This window comes from Brassicibacter mesophilus (genome assembly GCF_050433385.1).
GTDB classification, from domain to species: Bacteria; Bacillota; Clostridia; order Tissierellales; family Proteiniboraceae; genus Brassicibacter; species Brassicibacter mesophilus.
The window spans coordinates 326,592-352,352 of the sequence record NZ_JBNPXI010000003.1 but is presented as its reverse complement, the minus strand read 5'-3'; the positions used below and the strand labels follow the sequence as shown (position 1 = coordinate 352,352).

Below are 25,761 nucleotides of genomic sequence, written 5' to 3'. Positions count from 1 at the left end.
CTCCAATAACTGAATCTGTTTTTTAATGTTTTAAAACATTAAGTACTTGGTTTACATTTTACTTCAGTAAATAATATATAAAAAGGTCACATGTCCCTTTTATAAATATTTTTTAAGAACATAATATATAATCCCCAGAGAAACTACATCTGGGGTAACTTTTATACTCTATTTTCTATTTTGAATACAGATGTTTACATTATCTAAGACTCTATCTTCATCATCACGTGTCACTAAATAACTAATATTTTTTATTAAAGATGATTTTTCCATTAAGTCTTCCTGTTAAAATTTTGTGTAAACAAATTATATCCTACTAAAGTATGTTCGTTTCATATCTTATATTCAACAATATAGCCGCAAAAAGCCTTTTAAAGAATCACTTCTTTAAAAGGCTTTTAATAAATTAGTTATAATGTTATTCTCTTATTTTCTTACTCCACTCTTTCCAACTTTATACCTGTTTCATGATCATTTAGGTTATGTCTTTCAAAGCTTTCATCTGTTACTTTTTCTACACTTACTGCTAATGTTTCTTTCATAATATATTCTTTATAAACATCTACTGCTTTTGATATTTCATCATCACCATCAAAATAGATTTTGATATTATCCATCATTTCATATCCATTGCTCTTTCTCATTTGTTGAACCTTAGATATGAACTCTCTTGCATATCCTTCGTTTACTAGCTCTTCTGTAAGAGTAGTATCTAGGATTACGAATAGATTGTTTTCCATAGCTACTGTAAATCCTTCTTTAGCTGTGATTGTAACCATGACCAGGTCTTTTGTTACTTCAAAATCTTCACCATCTAAATTTACAGTTACACTCTCTCCACTTTCAATCTTTGGAGCTGCTACTGAACCATCTAGCTCTGCTAATACTTTGCCAAATACTTTGATTTTTGGTCCTAATACAGGTCCAGCTACTTTAAAGTTAGGCTTTAGGTTAAAGTTCATGTATTCGGCTAAGTCTTTTGCAAATACAACATCTTTAACATTTAGCTCTTCTTGGATTAGTGGTACTAAATCTGATATAGTATCTTCATACTTACCATCTATAAGAACCTTTTGAATTGGTTGACGAACCTTTATTTTAACTGATTCTCTAGAAGCTCTTCCTAGTCCAACTAAATCTCTTACAAGGTCCATCTTCTGCTCTGTTTTCAAGTCTATATATTCTTCCTTACATTTTGGATAATAGCTTAAATGAACAGAAAGTTCACCGGTTAAGTTTTTATATATCTCTTCAGATAAATATGGTGCAAATGGAGCTACCATTTGAGATATTCCTACTAATATTTCAAATGTAGTGTTATAAACTGCTTTCTTATCCTCTGTTAATTCTGTTTCCCAGAAACGTCTACGTGAACGTCTGATATACCAGTTAGATAAGTCTTCATTTACAAACTCCTGTATCTTTCTTACTGCTTTAGTAAGATCAAATACCGCTAAGTCTGCTTCTACTTCTTTTAATAAGCTATTGAACTTAGATATTACCCATCTATCAAGCTCTGGTCTGTCTTTAACTTCTACATAGAAATCTTTTGGATTTATTCCATCTGTATTTGCATATAGTGTAAAGAAGTTATATACGTTCTTGATTGTACCAAAAAACTTACTTAGCACTTCTTTAAGTCCATCTTCATCAAATTTTGTAGGTGTCCATGCTGGTGATACATATAACAGATACCATCTAAGTGCATCCGCACCGTATTTGTCAAACATTTCGAATGGATCTACTGTATTTCCTTTAGACTTAGACATTTTCTTTCCTTCTTTGTCTAGGATAAGGTCATTTACTAATACTCTCTTGTATGGTGCTTTGCCAGTAACAAATGTTGATATAGCTAATAATGAGTAGAACCATCCTCTAGTTTGGTCTATACCTTCACAGATGAAATCTGCTGGAAATAACTCATCAAAATTCTCTTTGTTTTCAAATGGATAGTGATGCTGTGCAAATGGCATTGAACCACTATCGAACCAACAGTCTATAACATCTGTAACTCTAGTCATTGTACTACCACATTTATCACATTTGATGTGGATATCATCAACATATGGTCTGTGTAGCTCAACATTATCGCCTATATTTTCTATGGCTTTTTCTACAAGCTCTTTTCTTGAGCCTATACTTTGAGTATGCCCACACTCACATCTCCAGATATTAAGTGGAGTTCCCCAATACCTACTTCTTGAGATTGCCCAGTCATTTAAGTTCTCTAACCAATTTCCAAATCTCTTTTCACCTACATAGTCTGGGTACCATTCTACTCCATTGTTGTTTTCTATTAATTTATCTTTTAACTTAGTCATCTCAATATACCAGCTAGGCTTAGCATAGTATAGTAATGGAGTCTTACATCTCCAACAGTGAGGATAGTTGTGAGCTATTTTTTCTTTCTTGAACATCTTACCTTCAGCATATAACCATTTTATGATATCTAGGTCTGCATCCATTACGAACATGCCTTCCCAAGGAGTAGCTGTGTATTTACCTTCTTCATTTACTGGCTGTAATACTGGTAGGTTATATCTTCTTCCTGTGTTATAGTCATCTTCACCAAATGCAGGTGCAGAGTGAACTATACCAGTACCATCTTCAGTAGTAACATAATCAGCTACAGTTACGATAAATGCCTTTTTGTCTGGCTTAACAAACGGCATAAGTTGCTCGTATTCCATGTACTCCATATCTTTTCCTTTTAGCTCTTCTAATACTTCAAACTCCTGATCACCAAATACTTTCTTTGATAATGTCTTTTCTACATAGTATACAGTCCCTTCAGATTTTACTTTTAAGTAAATTGCGTCAGGGTTAACTGTAAGAGCTACGTTTGAAGCTAGTGTCCAAGGAGTTGTTGTCCATACTAGGAAATATTCATCTACATCTTTTCGCTTAAACTTAACTATAACTGTATTTGTTTTTATCTCTTCATATCCTTGAGCAACCTCATGTGAAGCAAGACCTGTTCCACATCTTGAGCAATAAGGAAGTATCTTGTGGCCTTCATAGATGTATCCTTCTTTGAAGAATTTATCAAGTATCCACCATACTGACTCTATATAGTTATTATCTAGCGTGATATATGGATTATCTAGGTCAATCTCATATGCCATACGCTTCGTCATATCTCTCCATTGACCTTCATATGTGAATACTGACTCTCTACATTTTTCATTAAATTTATCTATTCCATAGTTTTCAATATCTTGCTTGTTTTTTAAGCTTAATTGCTTTTCTACCTCAATCTCAACAGGTAAGCCATGAGTATCCCATCCTGCTTTTCTTTTTACCTGATAGCCCTTCATAGTTTTGTATCTACATACAGAATCTTTTAATGTTCTTGCAATAACATGATGTATACCAGGTCTTCCATTTGCTGTAGGAGGTCCTTCAAAAAATATAAATGGTTCCTTACCTTCACGAGTTTCTACACTTTTTTCTAAAACGTTGATTTCTTCCCAATAGTTTGATAATGATTTTTCATTTTCACTGACTGGCAAGTTAGATAGTTCTTTAAACTTTTGCATACACTTCACCCTTTCCTCTTGAATATATAGCTTGTATAAAAATTATAATAATATACATAAAAAAGTCCCTAGGTCAATGACCTAGGGACGAATATACCGCGTTACCACCCAAGTTATAAGAAGAATATCTTATCACTCATTACATTTTAACGTATCTCTACGTGATGTTTTACTTTTATTTCAAACATCAAACTCGAAGGTGATCTTCATAAAGGCTCTTGTAATAATCTCTCACCATATGATTATTTCTCTGTATACTAACTTCCTTTACTACTGTCCTCGTCATAGCTTTATTCAATATTGGGTTTGATTAATACTATACCAAATTATACTTATTTGTCAAGTGTATTTTGACATATTTTAAGCTATAAAGCATATCAATCATATAAACCTTTTATGATTTCCACATCTGAATTAATCTTAAAAATCAAATCTTTTCTTTCTATGATAATTGAGGCTTTTTCTGACAATTTTGGATCATTTTTTATGTTAAAAAATAGCTCTCTATTCGGATTAATAGCTATTGGATTTCCTACAAGATTAAGCATTGATAAGTCTCCATTTGTATCCCCATAAGCATAGCTGTTCTCTAAATCAACATCGTATTTATTAACAAATTCATCAATGGCCTTTTGCTTATTTTCAGAATCCCACATTCTTATGATTTCTCCAGTAAAGTTGTTGTTTTCATCTACTGTATACACACTGCCTCTAAATTCTGTTGCTCCATATTTTTCAGCCATTTTAGATACAAGAAAATCAGGGCTTCCAGATATAAAGAATACTTTATGATTGTTTTCCTTGTGCCATTCTATTCTTGAGCGAGCATATTTGTAAACTTTATCACCATTTAAGTTTATTACTTGGCTTGCTATAAATTCAATATATGCTTTGTTTACTCCTTTTAACTCGCTTACGTATACATTTGCAAGCTCTTCAAGATAATCTTCAAAATCTCCGAACCTTTTCTCCCATTCATGATACGTGTGTTTTACACGGCTATGCCATATATATGGGTCTATGACTTCATATTTAATAAGCTTCTTAAAGTGCTGTATCATTAGTGAATTTCTGTATATTGTTCCATCAATATCAAAAAAAGCCGCTATATTCCCCATATTAATCACCTTCCTATATATTATTGTTTATAAACGCTAGTTTTAATTAAGTTTATACTAATATATTATATTGTAACTATTTATTCAACTACATATTTTTCTCTTAATTCTTATTTACCAATTTATATTAAGCCAAAACATTTATTTTCCCATAGTCTATATTATTGATACATTTAACATACTCACTATTTTTCACACATTATCTATCTCTTTCATATAATATATTGACAATAAAAGTCAGTTTACATTTAGGGGGGTGTAGATATGGCTAATAGCGAATATTATGGAATAGATGATAGTTTACTATTTTTCTTCCTATTATTAGTAGTTCTATTCTGCCAGTGTTTTAGATACTAATAAACAATATTTTTTCAACTAATTTTTTCACCAATTTTTAAGTTCTTCATATAATATATTAACCGTTAAAAAGGTTAATGATAATTTTAAAGGAGGTTATCTCATGGTAGATGCTAAATCAGGATGCTTTGGTGGCGGTAGCGAATTATTATTCTTCTTCTTATTGCTAGTTATATTCTTCTGTTTCTGCGGATGCGGCGGTGGCGGATTCGGAAAATACTAAAGCTTCAAAACACTTACATTATATGTAGCCATTAATTAAAGAGGTCATTAATTTGACCTCTTTAATTTTATAAAAAAATGAAAACAGTAGATAGTTCTACTGTTTTTACATCTACTTATAATTTTTTATATTTTTCACATCCTCCGCACGACCAACTACATTCTTTGTTTTTGCAATAACATTCACCATCTAAATAATATAGATCAGAACCACATATTGGACAAAATGCAGTACAATGCTCAAGTTGATTGTTTTCTTTATCAGTCATTTTAAACGCCTCCTATTCCTATAAAAACTTTTTATGCTTTTATTATATATGTATATTAGGAAAGTGTAAACATGTTAAGGGCATGTCAAAAAGGCTCACTTTTAAAAACAAGTGAGCCTTCTTGGTTATTTTAATATGCTTGGAAGCCAAAGTGATATTTGAGGTATGAATGTTACTAGCATAAGTGTAATTAAACTTAAAATCATAAAAGGAATTACACCAGAAATAATTCTACTAATTGATAGGTTAGAAACTCCTGTTGCAACAAACAGATTTAAACCAAATGGTGGAGTAAACATTCCTATTGCACCGTTTACTACCATTATGATTCCTAGATGTATTGGATCTATTCCAAAATTAATAGCTAAAGGTAAGAATAGAGGTGCCAATATCATAGTTGAAGATGCTGGATCAACAAACATACCTACTATAAGAAGTATAACATTCATCATAAGTAATATAGCAATCTTAGAATTACTAATACTGATTAAAGTTTCTGCTAATGCCTGTGGAACTTGCTGTCTTGTTAATACCCAAGCAAAGACTGATGCAGCAGCTAGTAACACCATTACTTGTGCAGTACCTACAGCCGCTTCGATTGCTTCATTTATAAGTCCTTTAAAATCTAAATCCTTATAGATGAACATAGAAACAATAATTGCATATACTGCTGCAACTGCTGCTGCCTCAGTAGGTGTAAATATTCCGCCATATATCCCGCCGATTATTACAACTGGTATTCCTAAAGCCCATCCTGATTCCTTAAAAGCATCCCACAACTCTCTTTTTGTAGTTCTTTTTTCAGTCTGTAATTTGTTTTTCTTTGCATAGTAATAGCTATATCCCATGAAAATTGTACCATATAATATTCCTGGTCCTAATCCAGCCATAAACAAATCTCCTACAGATACTCCTGTTACTGAGCCATACACTATCATACCAATACTAGGTGGAATAATTACTGCTACGGCTGCACTGGCTGTAATTAACCCGACAGAAAATTTTTCCTCATAATGTGCTTCTGACAGTGCTGGTATCATTAAAGCCCCTATGGCTATTACTGTAGCTGGACTTGACCCTGATACTGCACCAAAAAACATGCATGCAAGAACAACAGTCATAGCTAGTCCGCCCTTTAAATGTCCTACTAAAGCTTTGGCTAGCTTTAATATCCTAAGTGACAAACCGCCACCCTTCATTACATTTGCTGCTAGTATAAAAAATGGAACTGCCATTAGCGAGAATTTGTCTATTCCTGCAAACATACGTTGAGGTACAACTTCAAGAGGAATACCTGTAAAGAAAAACAAAGCTATAACTGTTGAAAATGCTAAGGCTATATATACTGGTGTACTACTGATTAACAATACAATCAATATACCAAATAGAGCTATTGTCATTATGCCATATCCTCCTTCAAACAATTTATAGTTTTTATAAGTTGTTGAATGTATCTTATTAGCATTAAGGCTCCACCTACAGGCATTGCACCATATATGTAAGCCATGGATACTTCAATCGTTGAACTAACTTGTCCAGTTTCTAATACTTTTAAGGTTAAATTTAAAGACTGTAAAGTGAAAAATGCAGTAAAAATAACAGCTAAAATTATAGTAATTAAAGTTAATACTTTCTTACCTCTATTTGATAAAAATGATAATAATGCATCCACTCCAATATGAGCACCTTTATATATACATACACTCGCTCCTATAAACGTAACCCATACAATCCCATATCTAGCAAACTCTTCTGCCCAATCAAATGACATGTTAAAATACCTTAACACTACGTTAATAAACAATATTATTGTTATTATCAATATCAGAATTCCGATAAAATATTGCTCTATTTTGCTCAAAATATTGTCTAGTTTTTTCACGTTATACCTCCTTCATAGATAGACTAGTATAGATATAATTTTTAAGGATGATCAGCAATACTAATCTAATCATCCTTAATAACTTTATTTACTTAATTTTTCAATTTCAGCATATACTTTATCTATAATGTCGTTTCCGAACATCTTTACATATTCATTATGAACAGGACGTGTAATCTCTTTTAAAGCTTCCTTTTCAGATTCACTTAGCTCAACAATATTTGTTCCAGAAGCTTTTATAGTTTCAAGATACTTTACTTCTTCTTCTTGAACAGCATTTCTTTGCCATTTTGCTACTTCTCTTCCTGTGTCATAAAGCACCTTTTGAATATCTTCTGGAAGTTTATTAAACCAATCGCTGCTATATATTAAAACATGTCCTAAATAAGCATGCTCGCTTAGCATAAGGTAATCTTGAACTTCATAGAACTTCATGTTCTCAATAGTTACTAACGGATTTTCCTGTCCTTCAACAACCCCTAACTGTAATGAGTTGTATAACTCACTAAAATCTATTGGAACAGGATTAGCACCTAAAGCTTTAAACTGACTCATTATTATTGGACTTTCCATAGTTCTAAATTTAACACCTTTAAAATCGTCAACTGCTCTTATTTCTTTATTTGCAGTAAAATGTTTAAATCCATCTTCGTAAAATGCTATTCCTTTTATTTTCTGATCATCAAGGACATTTAATAGCTCTGTTCCAACTTCTCCATCCATTATTTCATAAGCTATTTCTCTTGTAGGAAATAAGTAAGGAAGATCAAATAATTGAAGCTCTGGGGCAAATCCACTTATTCTTGCCGTAGGTACTAATGCAATTTCTTGTGTACCCATTTGCAACCCTTCAAACATCTCTCTTGCGCTTCCTAGTTGTCCAGATGGGAATACGTTTACTTTAACTTTGCCATTAGTCTTTGATTCAACTTCTTCTTTAAACTTTAGTGCAGCTTTATGATGAGGCGTTTCTGGCATAAAACCATGACCATAGTTGATTTCAATTACTTCCTCTGCACTATCGCTACTACCTCCTCTGCTACCACATCCAACTAAATAAATATTTAACAGCATAACAACAGATAATAAAATAGCAATTTTTCTTGTTTTTTTCATTATGACTCCTCCTCGTAATTGTATTTTTAAATAAAAAAGCCTTATTACACCTCCTGCACATTAATAATGCAAAGATGATGCCAATAAGGGTAAGCAATATTCTGCCTTGTAAATCGTGTTTTTTGATATATTTATTTATTATAAGCAATATTTTCATCTGCAAAATTTGCAGTTATGCATTTTTTGCAGACAAGTCTTATGCTATTCTTCATACTCTTTTATTTTGTATTGAAGATTTCTTTCACTAATCTGTAAACATTGTGCTGTTTTTCTTCGGCTTCCATCAAAATATTCAAGTGTTTTTAATATAATCTTTTTTTCTGTCTCTTTAAGTGTTGTTCCAACCGTTATTACTACTGCATCCTTACTTTCAACTATTATAGATTTATGCTTAAGCTTCTCTGGTAAGTCCTCTACAGTAATCGTGTCTCCATCAGATAATGCAACAAGTCTTTCTATTAAGTTCTCAAGTTCTCTCACATTTCCTGGGTAATTATATGCTTCAAGTAGTTGGATCACTTCTCTTTCAAAACCTTTTACACGTTTATCAAGCTTTTTATTGTACTTCTTTAAAAAGTGATTTATTAATATAGGAATATCCCCATTTCTTTCTCTTAAAGGCGGAATCTTTAAAGTAATAACATTCAGCCTATAATATAAATCTTCTCTAAACCTTCCTTCTTTAACCTCATTTTCTAAATCCTTATTAGTAGCCGCAATTATCCTAACATCTACTTTAACTCCTTTTTCACTTCCTAATGGTATTACCTGCATATCTTCTACGACCCTAAGTATTTTTGCTTGGAGTTGTAAGTCCATTTCTCCAATTTCATCTAAAAAAAGAGTTCCTTTGTCTGCCAATTGTATTTTTCCTATTCTTTTTTTATCAGCCCCTGTAAATGCTCCCTTTTCAAACCCAAAAAGCTCGCTTTCGAGCAAATTGCTGGGAATTGCAGCACAATTAACTATCTGAAAATTTTCTTCTTTTCGTTTTCCTTCGAAGTGTAATGACTTAGATATCAAATCTTTACCTGTCCCGCTTTCTCCAGTTATCAAAACGGTTGAATCAATGTCCTTTATTTTATATACTTTTTTCAATATAGCTTGTAAAGCTTGAGATTTTCCTATTATCCCTTCAGCACCAAACTCTTTTGTTACTACTTCTTTTAAATTGTTTAATGAGCCATTTAATTTTTTATATTCAAGCGCTTTTTTAATGTAAACAAACAATTCTTCCATATCTAGCGGCTTAGTTATATAATGAAAAGCTCCTTCTTTAATAGCTTTTACCGATGATTTAATACTACCAAAGGCTGTCATAATTATTACTTGTGTATCTTTACTCATTTTCTTTATTTGCTTCAAAATATTTAAGCCATCCTCATTTCCAAGCTTTAAATCAAGTAAAACAACATCTACATCAGCTGAAGATAATACTTCTAAAGCTTGACTAGACTTTTGGACACTGTAAACTTCATAATCATCTTCAAGTGCAAATTTTAGTGAGTCACAAATGGCTTTTTCATCATCAATTATTAATATCTTGTTCACTAAACTTCCCCCTATGTTAAAATGCTTTCGAAAAAACCAAGTCAATTCTCGTTCCTTGATGTTTTTTGCTATTTATAATAATTTGAGCATTATTGTCTTTAGCACATTGATAGCATATGGATAACCCTAATCCAGTTCCATCAGCCTTGGTAGTGTAAAATGGATCGAATACATTGTCAATATTTTCTTCAGAAATCCCTTTTCCATTATCAACTATACTCATAACTAAGTTATCTTCATCCTCATTCACAAGAAACTGAACTTTTCCATGACTATCTACTGCTTCTATACTATTAATCAATAGGTTAATTATAATCTGCTTTATTTGCTGTCTATCTGCATAAATACTAGGAACACCTTTGAAAACATATTCGACATCTATATTCTTACTAGAAAGTTCAGCTGAAAAAAGTGCAGTTGTCTGTATTATAAGCTCCTCTAAGTCAAATTTTTCTTTCTTCAGTTTTTTTGGTTTTGAGTAATCTAATAGCTCAGTTAAAAGCAGGTTCAATCTATGAATCTCAGCAGGAACTTGTTGAGTAATCTTTTCTCTAAATTTCACATTATCATATTTTATCGGTAAGAGCTCTATATAAGTCTTGATTGATGTAAGTGGATTCCTTATTTCATGAGCTATACCTGATATAAGACGTCCTAATGACTGCATTTTATCCTTTTCAGCTAGCTTATTCCTCAATGTCTTTATCTCAGTTATATTTCTAAATGTTAAAACTGCTCCAATATGCTTATTATTCTTTCCATGAAGAGGTGATAAAGTGTATGAAAAAGTCAACTCTCTATTCCCAAGTGTAAATCGTTTTTCTTCTAAATTAAAAATTTCTCCATATTTTATGCTTCTCTCCATAATACTTATATCAAAATACTTTTCAATTCCAATCATGTCATATTGTTTTCCTATTGTATTTCCTCTTTCTAATCCTAAAAGTATCTCACAGTTTTTATTAATAGTTGTTATTTTTCCATCTGTATCAAATGTGATCAGTCCATTACCAAGGCAATCTAAAACTTGTTCTTTAAATCTATCACTTTCTTCTATAATTTTTTGCTTAGCCGCTAATTCTTTATTTATATTTTCTAACTCATAAGTTCTTTTCTCGACTTCCTTCTTTAGAACCTTGTTCAGCCTAAATATGACTAGAATTATAGCTAATGTTGAGATTACTATAAATATAAGCGTGTAAAGAGCATATTTTAGATCTCGCCACGCTGGCTTTATTTCTTTACCGAACCATTTTTCATATATTTTCTGATACGTTCCTTTTCTTTTTAGTTTCTGTAATCCTTTATTAAATTTATCTAAAAGTTCAGTGTTCCCTTTTTGAACTGCTATTCCATAAGGTGTAAGATTCAACTCATCCCCAACTATCTTTATTTTATTTACTGTTCTGTTTTTTTGAATGTTATATAAACCTGATAAACGATTCCCCACAACTGCATCTACCTCATCGTTTATAAGCTGCTCAAATGCCCCATCTAAATCAGAGAAAAAAACTACTTCTATCTCCCCCATCTCAGCTAAAATATATGCGGCAAGATCACTTCTTTGCACTGCAACTCTTTTGCCTTTCAGATTCTCTAAATCAAAAATATTCGTATTTTCTTTTTTAACAAAACAAACCTGTGAATTAACTAGATATTCATCAGAAAAGTCATATATTTCTGCTCTTTTTTCATTAAAATTCATTCCTTGTATTGCATCAATTTTTCCTGCATGCAACAATGCGTGAGCCTCCATCCAATCCATAGGAACAAGTTTAATCTCGATTCCCATCTCTATTGCTAAAGCCCTCATTAAGTCAACATTAAAACCTCTGTATTCTCTATCATAATCAATATACTCGTAAGGAGGAAAGTTTTTATCTCCAGCTATGATAAGCATGCTCTCTTCCTCATCAAGAACTGCGTAGCTAGGTGATATGAATAATAGCGTAATTAAAACTACACATACTATAAATTTAGTTCTCAATAGTATCTCCCCTGTCACGTACATTTTATATATACTCTATTTATTCAACAAAACAATTATTTTCCCTGTCGATTTTTGATTTATTTTGTAAGATTGTAGTTAATTTATAACTAACCTCTTTTATATTTTTGATAATTTAGCTAATACTAAATGTTAAAGACTCCTGAAAGGAGAATAGTCATGAAAAATAAGATAATAGATGTCAGCAATACCAAATTTTCAAGCAAGGCCTGTCCAGCCAAAGTACCTTTCAATTCCTGCCTGTCCACAAAGCTTAAGTCATCTTCTAATTATTGATGGAAAAATAATTCATGAAAATCTGATACATGCAAAAAAAATGTTGATTGGCTAACCAAGCAGCTATTAGCATTTAGTATTACTGATGTTAAAGATGTCTTTGTAGCACAGCTAGATTCATCTGGAAAATTATCAGTTTATAAGAAAAACCAAGAGCCTAATATACCAAGTATTTTGTAAATTATTGGTGAGATAAATCAATTTATCTATACTTACTATTTTATTAACATTATTTAACACTTTTTAACTTCTTCTTAATCTACTTTTTGTTTTACAAGGTATAAAATAATAGTAACAATATTCTGAATATTTCAAAGGGGTGATTTCATGAAAATCGATAAAAGAAAAAAAGAAGAACTATTAAAAAAATACCCTAAAGAGGTCGTTCTAAAAGCTCTAAAAAAAGCAACAAATGATGAAGATTTAAATGAATATCTAGAAATGTTCCTTGATTCATTTTATAAAACTGTGATGGAAAATGCTAATCCATATCCTGAAAACTTATACAATAGTAGTGGACGAAAGTGTTTTATGTGAAATTTCTGCAATTATCCATGTAGTAATTGGAATAATTACATAAAATGGAAAATGATAATATGGCCATATTTGTCTATTGAATTCAAAATAATGCATTATATTTTCATACTGAAAGATAGAAAGGTTCATTATCATCAAATAAACAGGTGTTCCAATGATACTATAATCTTTAAGATTAAAAAGTTTAGCAACTTCCTTGCATGTACATATTGATAGAGAACATACTTTTATAAATCCACCTACAACAAATATGATTGCTGAAACCACCTCTATTCTTTGCAATAAATCCCCTATGTCTACTGCCGAGACAGCAATATATGTTGGGTAATATGATGTAACTACATTATCTACTCCTAAAACTAGAACATTATTTAAGGAATTTATGAATAGATATATTGCTCCTATTAATAATCCGGAAATATAAACTTTGTAAGGTGATTTTATATGATTAAAATCGGTAAAAAACATTGTAAAGATTACAATCTGTGCTAATGGAAATGTAAATATGCTAAATGCTCCCTTAAAAACAGGCTTCATTCCTTCAGCTAATACAGGAAGTATATTATTTATATCTGATTTAGAAATTAGAAGTACCGATACAATGAATAGGGCAATAATAGGTATAAAAATGAATAACTCACTATATCTGCCTAAAACCTCTATCCTGCCCTTTAGCCCAAAAAAGCATAATATCGCAAAGGATATAATAATTACACTAATAGGTGTGTCACTTAAACTAGCCACCCATACGAATTGCCCATAGTTCACTAATATATCACTTGCAAAGAAAAATAAAAACCATATGTACAATATTATAATTATTTTTCCTATAATTTTTCCATAGCATATTTGAAATATATCAAATAAATCCTTACCTGGAAAAAGAAAATGAAGTCTTGCAAAGATTAGTATCATTGGTAACACCATAGCCATTGCAATAATGAAGGCTAACCATATATCTTTCTTTGCATCTAAGCCTGGTGCAAATATTGAAGTTGATCCTAATATAAATAGACTTATAAGAGCTATGCCTTGTCTGTCAGAAATAACTTCTTTACCCATTCTGATGTCCTCCAGATAGATTTTTAGTATTTGTATTTCCTTAGTATTTGTATTTTTTCTATGAATATTACTTTTTCCTGTATTCCTTTCTAAATAACATATTCTTAACAATGCCTTAATACTGCGTTTACTTACAGCCATTATTATCAAATTAGAAAGGTAATGGAGGTAAGCACAGATGGAAAAACACAATTTTAGTCTTTTATTAGTAGCTTTATCTGGAATGTTAACTGTCATGTCACAAACAAATAGCAGCGCCTTTTTAATTATATTACCACTTATGTTATTAATAACTGAATCAATTTTTGAATATTTCAATTTTAGATAACTTTCTAGAATAATCATATAAGATAATATAAGTTTACAATTTGTTCACATTTTATACACATTTCTCTGTTATATTTAATACAAGGAGAGAAAACACCCCCTAACCCACACTCCTCCATTTATATATTGGACTTCTGGATACCAGAAGTCCTTTGCGATTTATAATAAATAATATTAGAAAAATTTGAGTCTCAATAGTACATATTATTAAAATAAAAAGGCAGAATAATTTCTGCCTTTCAAACTGATTTCGATTACTATATATTATTATCTATCTTCATTAACAAATCGTAAAAGCTATTACCATTCTCAGGTTTTTCGACTCCAAAGTATTCTGCAATAGTAGCTGCTACATCAGATAGAGTTTCTCTCTCTCCTAAACTAGTGTTATTTAGATGCTTACCATACACGAGTAGAAATGTCTTTTCTCTTGTATGCTGACTATGCCCAATAGTTGGATCGTTTCCATGGTCTGCAGTTATTAATAATATATCCTCTTCATTCATTTTATCCAGTATAATTTTTAGGTATCTATCAACAATCATAATCTTATCAGCATATTTTTTAATGTCTTGGGCATGACCCGCTAAATCTGTTTCTTGTACTGTAGCTGATATTAAGTCGTTAGTCATAGCATCCATACTTTTAACAATTTCCTTCATTACTAATTCTGTATCTACAGCAAATATTTTTTTTGCCTTATCACAATCAATTACATCCTGCATTTTTCCAATAAGAGTTACATCTTTTCCTGATCGAGCTAATATATTACTTATTTGTGTATCGGAGTTTACTCCATATCCCATATGTCTTGCTTGATATCCTTTTCTGTATACTCCTGATTTTGGAGAATTAACACCTATTAAGCCATCACTTCGAACTTCAATACTATCTAGTATTTGCTGTGGAGTTACATCTTGTCCTCCTAAAGCGATTACCCGATTCACCTTAACATTTTCCCTAACTATACGCCCAATCTCCAATACTTCTTCAAAGGATATTCTGTCTAGTGGAGCAGTAATATTGTAAATCTGCCCATAATCGGTTTCTATGTTATCTGCTACAACTACAAGACCGTTTATTAATAAATATGGCATATTAGTGCAAGGTATTTCTACTCTAAATCCTTTCTGTTCCAAGGCATTTTTTACTTTTTCAATATAATTCTTAAATGGAACCATAAGTGGCTTCATAGGCTTAGTCCCCATTATTTCCTGATGACCTGCATAACTATCAGCTCCATAATGTTGAAGATTTAAAGCTCCATAGCTTGCAAGTGCAGGTAATTCTTTAAGTCTAGGATGATTTAGGAGCTTATTTATGCCTAATTTTTCGAGATAGGGAATTTCAATATAATCAGCAGTATCTAAAATGTGATAAAAAGTATTCGCACCTTTATCTTGAGGTCTGTTTTCTATTACGTCTTCCATATATCCTATTCCTAAACTGTCAACAACTAAAACTATAGCTCTCTTTTTCATTTATAACACTACCTTTATCTGAGTTTTTTTCCTAAGCTATCATAGATGCCTAAAATTTCAGGATTTCCTGTCTGTATCCCCTTTACTAAAGCAACTTCACTTCTAGTAACAAATATTTGAGTCCTAAATGCATATATTACTGTATCCCCAACATCTACTTTTTTGTCATTTATATTTAGTGCTCCATAATAATCTATAGCTTCTAATGACGGTTCCTCTGCTTCAACGATATTATCTTTCATATCTGTAAAGCTTTTTCCTATTAAAGCCTTTCGCATCTTAGATCTTCTATAAAACCCTCCACCATATGTGTACGCCTTTCCATCGAAATAATGAGACACCTCACTAACATATACCATTGCAGGTTTCTCATCAAGATTTTTAAAAGCATGTAGAGGAGTAGTGCCTGTAAGTCCATGGCCTGGCTCTCCATGTGTAGCTCCTATATCCTCAAGCAACGGAAGAGATGCAATAGTAGTAGCACTAGGAGCATTGATTTGATTGATTGAAAGACCTAATTCATCAACAAGTCTTTCTGCAGATCTGACTAATGTATTAGCATTTTCTGTTTTTATTATTGTACCTTTATCTTGGTCATATAAAAAACAAGGAAAAGCTGTTACACCTACGATACGTACTCCAGACAATTTATTTATCTCTTTCGCAGCCTCTATTAGCTCGCTCTCTTTGAAGCCACCAGTCTGCCCTTCGTATATCATATCATTCTTGCCAACAACTTTAAGAAGAATGTCCTGTGTCATCCTCATTTTTTGAGCTCTGTAAGAAATCTGAGCAGCCTTTTCTACAGTAAAAACTGTAATAACCTCTGGCTTATATGAGAGTATTTCATTTATCATTGATGTAGGTATCTGTACTAGATGACCAACATTTCCTAGTTTAATTCCTGCTCTGCCAAGAGTAATTGCTTCCCATGCATCTACAGCTACTGCCTTATCTATTCCGCACTCTTGAATTATTTTAGCAATATCAGGGTTTCTTCCTATCTGCTTAGTCATCATATAAAGCTTAATATTATGCTTGTCAGCTTCTTTGACAAGTTTTTCAACATTACTTTTTATTGCATCAACATCTAATACATAAGTATTTGGATATATTTTCCCCTCGCTATGAAGATTAGCAGCAACTTCGATTAATTGGGGATTTCTTTTCAATGTCATATCTAGAAACATTTATTTGCTCCCTTCTCTCATGACCTTATCAACTGCATCCTTTAAAACACGAATCACTGTGTCAGCACCTGATCGCATTGGATTAATTCTAATCATATAATCTATCAGTTTAGGATCTGACTTTAAAAATGTTCCAGATACTCTGTAAAACATTGCAGCTATTTCATATCTAGACTCTGCACCTATAGGGTAAGGCGCTGCCCCAAGTTCAGTACTGTATTTTAAGACTTTTTTTGCAATTGCTTCTTCAAACTCAACTAAGATAACCCTAGATTGAGCATTTGCTATAAAAGCAGATTTAACTCCATTTATTTCTCCATTATTTATCCTACTAACAACTTCATTCCCCACCTCAGCTTGTATTGCTAAGGATACAGGAGCATAAACTAAAGATCTTAATGCGTCCATAGCTTCATAGCCTTGCACTTGACTTCCACCTGAATAATTAATTTTTCTTATGTCGTCAATTATCGTTTTGCTGCCTGCAACACATCCAATGCCTTCAGGTCCCAATAATTTAAACAATGAAAAAGCACTGACATCTGCTCCTAGTTGAACTCCTATTTTCTCTGATTTCATGACAACGTAATTATCATCAACTAAAATTTTTAAGTTACTATTCATCTTTTTAAGCTCTGTTATCACCTCTTCTAGATCATAACTATCATCTAGTTTTTGTCTTGAATGCTGAATTAAAGCAAAACTACACTTAGAAACTATTGTGCTATCTGTTTCTTTGATATAGTTAAAATCTATATAAACAGGGTCTAATCCCATTGATTCTACAATTACATTAGTAGTAGGATATATAGGTGCTTTATGGACAAGTATCTTGTCTCCACTTTTAAGCATAGTATTCATTACGTTTCTTATAGCCCCTGTTCCTGCCCCACGAACTAATACTACATCTTCAGCTTCAAAAAATTGTGCTAAAGCCTTTTCTACCTTTTCTGTATATCTTGGACGTCCCAATCCTGGTACAACTCCATAATCTCCACCCTGCAAAAACTCATACCCATCAAAATGTTGATGTATAATATCTACAAGTTTGAATTGAAGTTTTTTTGCTTTTTCTAAATCTATAGTTTTTAAAGGATATGCTTTCATACTAAACCTCCTATATTCCAAGTAATCTTCTAGGGTTGTCAATAAGCATCTTATTAATGTCTAATTCACTAACTCCCGCTTCTATGAGTTTAGGTAAAAATTTATCTATCATATAGCTATATCCTATTCCCTTATTTATCTTTAAATGTGACTTTCTAGTAATGTCTTGAGACAGAACAATTTGGTCAACATGCCCTCTGTTTACAAGCTTCACGATATTCTCTATACGTTTTTCATCAGGTTGATAATTTGCTTTACCAATTGTATCAAAGGCCATAAAACAGCCTGTATCTGCAACCCTCAAATGATAATCTAAATCACATTTTAAATCTAGGTGTCCAATTACAATTTTAGATAAATCTATAGAATATTCTTTTAGTAGTTCAAGTTGTTCTAAAGCCATAGTTCCAAGTGTCGTATGAGTTGAAATTGGTTTCCCTGTTTCTAAGTGAGTCAATGCAGCAACTCTGAAAATTTTATGTTCCATAGGTGTTATAGTATCCTTACTCGTACCAATCTCTCCAATTACATGAGCCTTAGCTTGAGTTCCATCAATACCTACTAAAATATCCTCAAGTAAAAGCTTAACAAGATCTTTCTCTTCCTTCTCATAAACATATTGTGGTAAAAACGGCTCTTTATAAAATCCAGTACTTAAAATTATTTTTATTCCTGATTCTTTACCGATTCTACTCATTGCTTCGATGTCTCTGCCCATTCCTCTATTCGTAACCTCAACTATGGCATCTATCCCTCTATTTTTCAGCATCTTCATTTCATCAATCACAGAATCTATATCATCAAAATTCGTGTCATTGTCTTTTTTATGGCTTGATAAATCAATTCTTAAATGCTCATGAATAAATGTTTTTCCAAGGTGTTCCACAGGAATAACACCGTTTATTGTCTGAATTTGCATTTTAAACCTCCTTTAAGCTTTTATACATTGTAGCTTAAGTACTATATAAATCCTAACCCATCATTTTTATAGCTATCAATGAAATATCTATTAAATAATTCTGGTATTTGAAAAACATCTTTTATGATGTTTCCCAATGCAATAACTTTCTTACCTGTTTCTATGCCTGACTTACCAACTAGTAAAATACCTATTCCTAATTCTTGTGTTGGAATACTTACAGCTGTAGCATCTACCATATTGGCTATTTTCAAAAGATATTTGCCTGATTTATTTTGAATGCTTGATCCAGTCTTACCCCATTGACCTAGAACTGAGTCGCCTATTCCAAATACATCTACTGGCCCTTCTGCAGTCATTATAATATCAATGTCATTATTAATAATTTTTTGGTATGCATCAATCATGCTACTTCTGTCATCTAGCTCCCCAAAATCTACCTCAACAAATTCTACAATATCTATAGCTTTATTGACTACTTTATTGATAATGTCTCTCATATCTTGACCATCAGGTAATATAGCAGCTCCTCTTTTGGGTATAGCAACTCTTATATGATTGTTCCTAACATCTATTTCATCTGTACTGATTGCATGATTAGTAAGCATTTCTACTGCTTTTATGCATAAATTATAATCATGACTAATTACTCCAATCCCTGGTGTAAAAACAATATGGTCTGTAGATTTTCTTTGACTATTGCCCTTAACGCCCATTCCTTTTGCCATTATAGAATATAATCCTGTACTTATTGCTGGAGCAATAACAGAGCCGCCTCCATCAGTTCCAACAGCAAGGTCATTTGCTCCTCTTAAAATATTTACACATCCTCCACTAGATGAACCTGTCATTACTCTGCCTGTTAATGGATTGATAATATCTATGTCAACTGCCCTTCCTCTTTCTGACATTTTGTCTATTGTATGAAAAAGAAAACCCTCTATGCTCTGCAACTTTTTTACTATCTCTACATTTATCTGATTAGTATTCTTAACTCCAAATAATACTATATTTGCTTCAGGTTCTTTTCTCAAAGTAATAACAGCCTCATCTACTACTTCTTTCCTTGAATATACTACACTTTTTCCTTCCATTTCTTTAGCCTTAAAAGTCATTTTACTAACCTTTTGCATTTGAAAAAGCAAGTTTTCATTCAAGTTCATTTTACCTCACCTTCTTTACTTTGTTTTTTCACAAAGCCAAGGAATCCCTTGGCTTTGTGAAATAGTTTTTTATGACTACACTGCAGGAGGAATAAATAATCCAAATACTGCTAGTATGTTTACAAATATACCTACTAAAATAGCCGCGATTGGTCCTACCGCCATACGAACGACTGGTCTGCCCGCAATTTCATTTAATATATATAATCCTACCACTGCGAAGAAACCTATTCCCGGAGCAATGGCATTAGCAGCATTCATACCACCAACCAATAAAGCTATTTCTAGTAATCTAGACATTGCATTTCTAATATTGTCTCCTGAACTTCTAATGCCAGGAAACTTATCTAAAAATCTTGCTATACTATCTAAGAATAATACCTCTAAACCAATCACTAGAGCACCTAATACAGCAGCTATAATTGGATTTCTTACAAATAAACCTATTACGAATACAAACGTCATACCTACAGGACCATAAACACCTGTAGCAATAGCAGTTGACGCTATTAAAGGAATAAACCCTATTCCTCTTGCTAAAGCTGCAAATCCAGCATCAATATATTTACCTTCACTCAATAAATTAAGAGATATTGGATCTCCAGCTATTAAACTATAAGCTGTAGCTCCTGAAACCAAAGCACCCATTGCCATAATAAACAATATGTTTTTCTTGATTTTCTTTACTCTATCGCTAAATACTGATGTTAAATCTATCGTTTCCTCTTCAGACTTTTCTCTCATTGCAAATATTAATAAAATAGCCATACCTACTATGAGCGCAGCTCCTTCTGGGTTGATAACAACCGAAGCAGTGCCTAGTGTTATTGGGCTAACCAAAACAGCCAATTGTCTTGCTAATAGCGATACTACCAGGTTTAACAAACCTTTTTTTGCTCCAAATTGGTATCCTGTCGCAAGTGCTGGGAAAGCAGCAAATGCCACAACTACTGGAGCACCAACTTGACCTAGATTTCCAAGGAAATCAACAGGAAGAAGCTTAAATACATTTACAATGCTTTCTAACCCTAACATAAGTCCTACACCATAAAGTGCACCTACAATTCCCGATATTGCCAAACCTTTTGTTCCATCTGGCGAAGAAGTTCCTATAATATCTGTACCTAACAAAATACAATGAATTAATAAAATACTTGCTGTCAGTGAAAATGGAATTCCAAAACCAATTACAAGACCAAAACTCATAGCAAATGCAGTAGCTGCTAGTTCTTTTCTACTCATTCTACCTTCAATATGCTCTGGTATTATGGGTCTTAGTCCATCATTAAATACTGCAATCCCTTTATTTGCCATAATAGATGCTAAAGCACCAATCATTGCAATAAGTAAAATTTTCATGTTTCTCCTCCCTTTTAATCATGTTTTTTAAGGATTTCCCTTACAATTACCGGTACAGCATTTTCAAAATGATCTCCAGTAAAACCAAAAGCTATCTTTCCTTCTTGGACTGCTTTGATAATCTCTTCTTCTTTTGGTGGCTTTCCAGGCATTGAAACAGTTGCACACTTATCTCTTGTAAGTAAGGCCATTGCCATGCTTAGTGCTCCTCCACCTCCTGTATGGCATGCACCTAAATAATAGTCTGCTTTACCCACTTTCACGTCGCTTGCAGCCTGAAGGTCTGTTTTCACTTGTACTTCTACTCTATCACCCCCAAGTTCTTTTACTAAATTTGCAATGTTTTGTTTTTCTACTTGTCCTCCAATTGCAATTTTAATCATCCTACATCTCCTCCTTTCTCTCTTTATTAATTAAAGTACATGCATGTAATGCAATGAACCCTTTTTCTGATTCAGGTATTTCTATTTCAAGCTTGTTTTCAATTTTCTTATAAAACTCAGGTAACTCGCTATATATCTGACTCTGCTTAACTTCAGAAAATATTAGATCATCTATAGGATTAACTTGTTCTCCTCTCATAATTCTTGATAAAGCCATTGATAAATGTGTAACCAGCATAGAACCATTTTCTTCAGTTATATCTATACGATATTTACTTTCGAGAGAATTAATAAACTCTAAAACAGCTTCCTTTATTTCTTCACTGATTTCGCCAGCTTCTTTGAGTATATCTAATCTTAGATATAAATTTTGATCCATAAAAATACCTCCTAGAATAGTGTGATTTATTAAGTTAAAACAAAGTACAGTATTTTGTATATTCCACGCAAAATTTTTAATACGCTGGAATAATTTTTTCATCAATTACTAATTTTTGTATGTGCTCTACTTCCTCCATTTTTATAAACCTTTTTAATATGTGAGCAAATTCTTTATTATTCTTACTCACTACAATCGTTGCAATTGTATCATCTCTACCCAACTCTATAGATTTAGGCTTGTTTAACGGACAAACCTTGAAGTCAAGTGATTTCTCTTCTATTTCGTCCCCACTCCATACTGCTGCATCGATTTCATTGTTTTTCATCTTCTGTATGATTTGTGAATAAGATGTTTCTATATAATCAACATTTTTGCCTTCGCATTCGCAAGAAGTTAAGATAACTTGGTCTATAGACATAGGATCTATCGCAACTCTCATTCCGTCCCTAATCTCATCTTCATTTTTCTCTCTAAAAATAACAACATGTTTTTTAACATAACTTCCTTCACTAAATTCATGAATAATCTCAATATCTGAAGACTTTCTTATTTCTAATGATGCTGCTAATTTTGAAACAATAGCAAAATCATACTTATCTAAATTGAGTGCTTGTGTTCTTTTGCTTGCTCCTCTCATGAAAGCTAAGCTAAACGGTATATCAGCCTTTTCAAAAACCTTAAATAACCCCGTTGCAAGTCCTTCGTACCTCCTAGAATATGGAAGCGGCATTACGCCCATAATTACCCCTAGATCAGATATACTCCAAAGCTTCTTATAATCCATCCATATAATAAAAGTACCAAGATGTCCTCTAGATTCTAGCTTTATTGCTTCTTCATCCTGTAGAAGCTTTATAGCTGATTGGACTGTTCCTCTCCCAATATTAAATGCTTCTGCATATTGTCCGAATGTTTTTATTCTATCACCTTCAGAAAGAGTTAACATATCTTTAGCTAAGAGCATAGTTATTTTTCCATTTTTAGACATAAGTTTCTTTTTAAAATCATTCATATTTATTCTTCCTTTCCCAATATACAAACTATTGTATATTGTACTTTGATTATAGCACTTATATTTTTATTATTCAAGCATCTCATCTTATTATTCTGACTATAATTTCATTATTACAACATAGTCCACTTTATAATTTGTATAAAAAACGCTAATAGACTAGTGTAGTTTATGGTATTATAAAGGAGATAAATAATAAATAAAATCAATTAATTTCTTTGTTAAAAAGGGGTGAATTTCAATTATCTCTTATAATAATTTTACTCAAATAGAAGATTTAAATATTATTCATGTAGATATGGATGCATTCTATGCTTCAGTTGAAGAGCATGACAACCCCAAGTTAAAGGGTCATCCTGTTATCGTTGGAGGATCGAGCAATCATGGTGTTGTAACTACAGCTAATTATGCTGCTAGAAAATATGGTGTTCGCTCTGCTATGCCAATTTTTATTGCTAAAAAAAGGTGCCCTAATGCATACTTTTTACCTGTAAGAATGAAAAGATATCAAGAAGTGTCTAGAGAAGTATTTGATATATTGTACGAGATAACTGATATAATAGAACCTCTATCAATAGACGAAGCATATCTAGATATTTCTTATACAGGAATTCACCCATTAAATATAGCTAAGCTTATTAAGCAAAATGTTAAGACAAACACTGGATTAACCATATCTGTTGGTATTTCATATAATAAATTTTTAGCAAAACTTGCTTCTGATTGGAATAAGCCTAACGGAATTAAAATAATAACTAAAGATATGATTCCTGACATACTGCTTCCACTTTCCATCACGTCTGTATATGGAATTGGTAAGCAGTCTGCAAAAAAGCTAAATAACATAGGTATTTATACTATTGAAGATTTGATGAGGCTTTCCGAAGATTTTTTAATAGATTTTTTAGGGAAAATAGGTAGTGAAATATATAATAGAATCCGTGGTACCGATTCAAGAAAAGTAAACGTAACTCGTGAGAGAAAGTCCATAGGAGCTGAACGTACCCTCTCAAGTAATACTAAAGACATAGATTTGATAAAGAAGTATTTACATGATTTTTCATTTGATCTGGAAACTTCTTTAAAGCATAAAAACATGCAGGCTAAAACTGTCACTATAAAAATAAAGGATAAAGATTTTAAAGTTCACACAAAAAGTAGAACTTTAAATGACTATATCCTTTATTCAAATCAAATATATGAGACTGCCATTGATCTTTTAAGTGAAATTCATTTTGACAAAAGTATTAGACTTATTGGATTAACTGTATCTAATTTGTATCCATTAGGAATAGAGCAACTATCAATGTTTGATTAAGTGCACTATTTATATACTTATATGCTGTAAAGCAAAAATCTTGTTTCTTTACAGCATTTTTAAGTGTTAGCGCATAACAAATGTTAATCAGTGTTATTATTCTTAATATTATCTAGCAAGTATGTCTTAGCATGCTCAAAGTGCTGTGATAAAAGACAAACAGCTTCATCATAGCATTCATTTTGAATAGCCTCAACAATGCTTTTATGTTCAGATAAAACAACTGACCATGCAACTGTAAAGCTTTGATATATTGTAGTTAAAATGCTAAGCTGGCTCCTCAATTTCTGAGTGGCACTATATAGCCTTGAATTATCTGCATATCTATAAAAAATATCATGGAAATCATCTGAATGAAGCTTAAATTTCGCCATATCCCCTGCTTTTAGTGAATCTTCCTGTAACTCAATAGATAAAATAAGGTCAAAAATAAAACTTTTCTTTTGATTACTGCTTAACGCCAGCTTCAAAGCACCAGAATCTAATATTGAGCAAAGATCATATATTTCTTGGATTTCTTTTGCATTTATTTCAATAACCTTTGCCCCTACATTTGTCACATGTTCAATCAATCCTTCTTGACTGAGTCTTTTCATAGCTTCTCTGATTGGAGTAGAACTTATAGCGAATCTTTCCTGCAAAGCATTTAGTGTCAGTTTTTCTCCACATTTAATTGTCTGATTAATAATATCTTCTCTCAATATTGTGTATATCTGATCTGCTAATGTCATTTTTATAACATTTTTCATTACTATTCCCCTTCAAATTTATTTTTCTAAATCAATTATAAACGAAAGTTATATATTTGTGAATAGTATATTGCATTTTGCATATTGTATTTTGCAAAATGTTATGTTAGAATTTGCTTATAATTTTAAAAATAAATTTATTAGGGGGAATAACATGCAAAATTGCAAATGGCCCTATCCGATAGAATGGAAAAAAGAAGAAAATATTGATGCGGATATTTTAGTTCTTGGTGGTGGTGTATCAGGCTGTATGGCAGCTATATCTGCTAGTGATGTATCCAGGTGAATGTTGGTATTGTGGATGTTGTGTCATAGAATGTCCTGTAGAAGGCGCAATAACACTTCGCCATCCTTTAATGAATCAGGTACATTGGGTGTCAAAGAAGAGTTTAAAGGACACTGATAATCAAACAATTGATTAAAATAATCAGTTA

The 25,761-nt window shown here is 32.1% G+C and carries 22 protein-coding genes, 1 pseudogene and 1 other annotated feature; of the genes and pseudogenes, 4 read left to right on the top strand and 19 right to left on the bottom strand.

What is annotated here, in order from left to right; all coding sequences use genetic code 11:
- Nucleotides 1-434: 434 nt before the first annotated feature.
- The 8 genes from ileS to HNR33_RS06555 all read right to left on the bottom strand — a co-directional run bounded on the left by ileS (nt 435) and on the right by HNR33_RS06555 (nt 12,041).
- Nucleotides 435-3,539 carry an isoleucine--tRNA ligase gene (ileS, locus tag HNR33_RS06590; protein ID WP_429081455.1) on the bottom strand — a complete coding sequence of 1,035 codons (3,105 nt, stop codon included), beginning with the start codon at nt 3,537-3,539 and terminating at the stop codon, nt 435-437.
- A gap of 80 nt (nt 3,540-3,619) precedes the next feature.
- Nucleotides 3,620-3,834 (bottom strand) — a binding site (T-box leader).
- A gap of 82 nt (nt 3,835-3,916) precedes the next feature.
- Nucleotides 3,917-4,657 (bottom strand): HAD family hydrolase, encoded by a 741-nt coding sequence (locus tag HNR33_RS06585; protein WP_429081452.1) that lies wholly within the window; start codon nt 4,655-4,657, stop codon nt 3,917-3,919.
- A gap of 695 nt (nt 4,658-5,352) precedes the next feature.
- Nucleotides 5,353-5,505 carry a hypothetical protein gene (locus HNR33_RS06580; protein ID WP_429081450.1) on the bottom strand — a complete coding sequence of 51 codons (153 nt, stop codon included), beginning with the start codon at nt 5,503-5,505 and terminating at the stop codon, nt 5,353-5,355.
- 125 nt (nt 5,506-5,630) lie between these two features.
- Entirely contained in the window at nt 5,631-6,905 is a 1,275-nt protein-coding gene (locus HNR33_RS06575) for a TRAP transporter large permease (protein ID WP_429081447.1), read from the bottom strand.
- Entirely contained in the window at nt 6,905-7,387 is a 483-nt protein-coding gene (locus HNR33_RS06570) for a TRAP transporter small permease (RefSeq protein WP_429081445.1), read from the bottom strand. Before HNR33_RS06570 ends, HNR33_RS06575 begins: the two co-directional genes overlap by 1 nt.
- Nucleotides 7,388-7,471: 84 nt before the next feature.
- Nucleotides 7,472-8,503, bottom strand: coding sequence for a TRAP transporter substrate-binding protein (locus HNR33_RS06565; RefSeq protein WP_429081442.1), 1,032 nt, complete (start codon nt 8,501-8,503; stop codon nt 7,472-7,474).
- Between the two features lie 201 nt (nt 8,504-8,704).
- Entirely contained in the window at nt 8,705-10,054 is a 1,350-nt protein-coding gene (locus tag HNR33_RS06560) for a sigma-54-dependent transcriptional regulator (protein ID WP_429081439.1), read from the bottom strand.
- Nucleotides 10,055-10,070: 16 nt separating this feature from the next.
- A complete protein-coding gene (locus HNR33_RS06555; RefSeq protein ID WP_429081437.1) occupies nt 10,071-12,041 on the bottom strand; it encodes a transporter substrate-binding domain-containing protein in 1,971 nt (656 codons plus the stop codon).
- A 348-nt stretch (nt 12,042-12,389) separates the two neighbouring features.
- Here HNR33_RS06555 and HNR33_RS06550 point away from each other — a divergent pair.
- Nucleotides 12,390-12,518: pseudogene (locus tag HNR33_RS06550) on the top strand (hypothetical protein); the annotation flags it as partial.
- 147 nt (nt 12,519-12,665) lie between these two features.
- Nucleotides 12,666-12,875 carry a hypothetical protein gene (locus HNR33_RS06545; protein ID WP_429081436.1) on the top strand — a complete coding sequence of 70 codons (210 nt, stop codon included), beginning with the start codon at nt 12,666-12,668 and terminating at the stop codon, nt 12,873-12,875.
- Here HNR33_RS06545 and HNR33_RS06540 read toward each other — a convergent pair.
- The 10 genes from HNR33_RS06540 to yhfZ all read right to left on the bottom strand — a co-directional run bounded on the left by HNR33_RS06540 (nt 12,840) and on the right by yhfZ (nt 23,260).
- On the bottom strand, nt 12,840-13,937 hold the full coding sequence (locus HNR33_RS06540) for a GerAB/ArcD/ProY family transporter (protein WP_429081434.1): 1,098 nt from the start codon (nt 13,935-13,937) through the stop codon (nt 12,840-12,842). The genes HNR33_RS06545 and HNR33_RS06540 overlap by 36 nt on opposite strands.
- A gap of 584 nt (nt 13,938-14,521) precedes the next feature.
- Complete coding sequence (locus HNR33_RS06535; protein ID WP_429081432.1) at nt 14,522-15,745, bottom strand: phosphopentomutase; 1,224 nt, start codon at nt 15,743-15,745, stop codon at nt 14,522-14,524.
- A gap of 14 nt (nt 15,746-15,759) precedes the next feature.
- Nucleotides 15,760-16,935, bottom strand: coding sequence for a YhfX family PLP-dependent enzyme (locus HNR33_RS06530; protein WP_429081430.1), 1,176 nt, complete (start codon nt 16,933-16,935; stop codon nt 15,760-15,762).
- The gene (locus HNR33_RS06525) at nt 16,936-18,042 is read right to left on the bottom strand and encodes an aminotransferase class V-fold PLP-dependent enzyme (protein WP_429081428.1); all 1,107 of its coding nucleotides are present in this window, start codon (nt 18,040-18,042) and stop codon (nt 16,936-16,938) included.
- 10 nt (nt 18,043-18,052) lie between these two features.
- Nucleotides 18,053-18,961, bottom strand: coding sequence for a phosphotriesterase family protein (locus HNR33_RS06520; protein ID WP_429081425.1), 909 nt, complete (start codon nt 18,959-18,961; stop codon nt 18,053-18,055).
- 41 nt (nt 18,962-19,002) lie between these two features.
- A complete protein-coding gene (locus HNR33_RS06515) occupies nt 19,003-20,124 on the bottom strand; it encodes a hypothetical protein (protein WP_429081424.1) in 1,122 nt (373 codons plus the stop codon).
- A 75-nt stretch (nt 20,125-20,199) separates the two neighbouring features.
- Nucleotides 20,200-21,483, bottom strand: a complete 1,284-nt coding sequence (locus tag HNR33_RS06510; protein ID WP_429081421.1) for a YhfT family protein — start codon at nt 21,481-21,483, stop codon at nt 20,200-20,202.
- 14 nt (nt 21,484-21,497) lie between these two features.
- Nucleotides 21,498-21,866, bottom strand: a complete 369-nt coding sequence (locus HNR33_RS06505; protein ID WP_429081419.1) for a DUF2620 domain-containing protein — start codon at nt 21,864-21,866, stop codon at nt 21,498-21,500.
- 1 nt (nt 21,867) lies between these two features.
- Nucleotides 21,868-22,245, bottom strand: coding sequence for a PRD domain-containing protein (locus HNR33_RS06500; RefSeq protein WP_429081418.1), 378 nt, complete (start codon nt 22,243-22,245; stop codon nt 21,868-21,870).
- Between the two features lie 76 nt (nt 22,246-22,321).
- Complete coding sequence (yhfZ, locus tag HNR33_RS06495; protein ID WP_429081416.1) at nt 22,322-23,260, bottom strand: GntR family transcriptional regulator YhfZ; 939 nt, start codon at nt 23,258-23,260, stop codon at nt 22,322-22,324.
- Nucleotides 23,261-23,495: 235 nt separating this feature from the next.
- Between yhfZ and HNR33_RS06490 the strand changes: the two genes are divergently transcribed.
- Nucleotides 23,496-24,578 carry a DNA polymerase IV gene (locus HNR33_RS06490; protein WP_429081499.1) on the top strand — a complete coding sequence of 361 codons (1,083 nt, stop codon included), beginning with the start codon at nt 23,496-23,498 and terminating at the stop codon, nt 24,576-24,578.
- Between the two features lie 83 nt (nt 24,579-24,661).
- On the opposite strand, the gene HNR33_RS06485 is transcribed toward HNR33_RS06490, so the two are convergent.
- Nucleotides 24,662-25,327 (bottom strand): GntR family transcriptional regulator, encoded by a 666-nt coding sequence (locus HNR33_RS06485; RefSeq protein ID WP_429081414.1) that lies wholly within the window; start codon nt 25,325-25,327, stop codon nt 24,662-24,664.
- 154 nt (nt 25,328-25,481) lie between these two features.
- Between HNR33_RS06485 and HNR33_RS06480 the strand changes: the two genes are divergently transcribed.
- The gene (locus HNR33_RS06480) at nt 25,482-25,613 is read left to right on the top strand and encodes a hypothetical protein (protein WP_429081412.1); all 132 of its coding nucleotides are present in this window, start codon (nt 25,482-25,484) and stop codon (nt 25,611-25,613) included.
- The last annotated feature ends 148 nt before the right edge of the window (nt 25,614-25,761 follow it).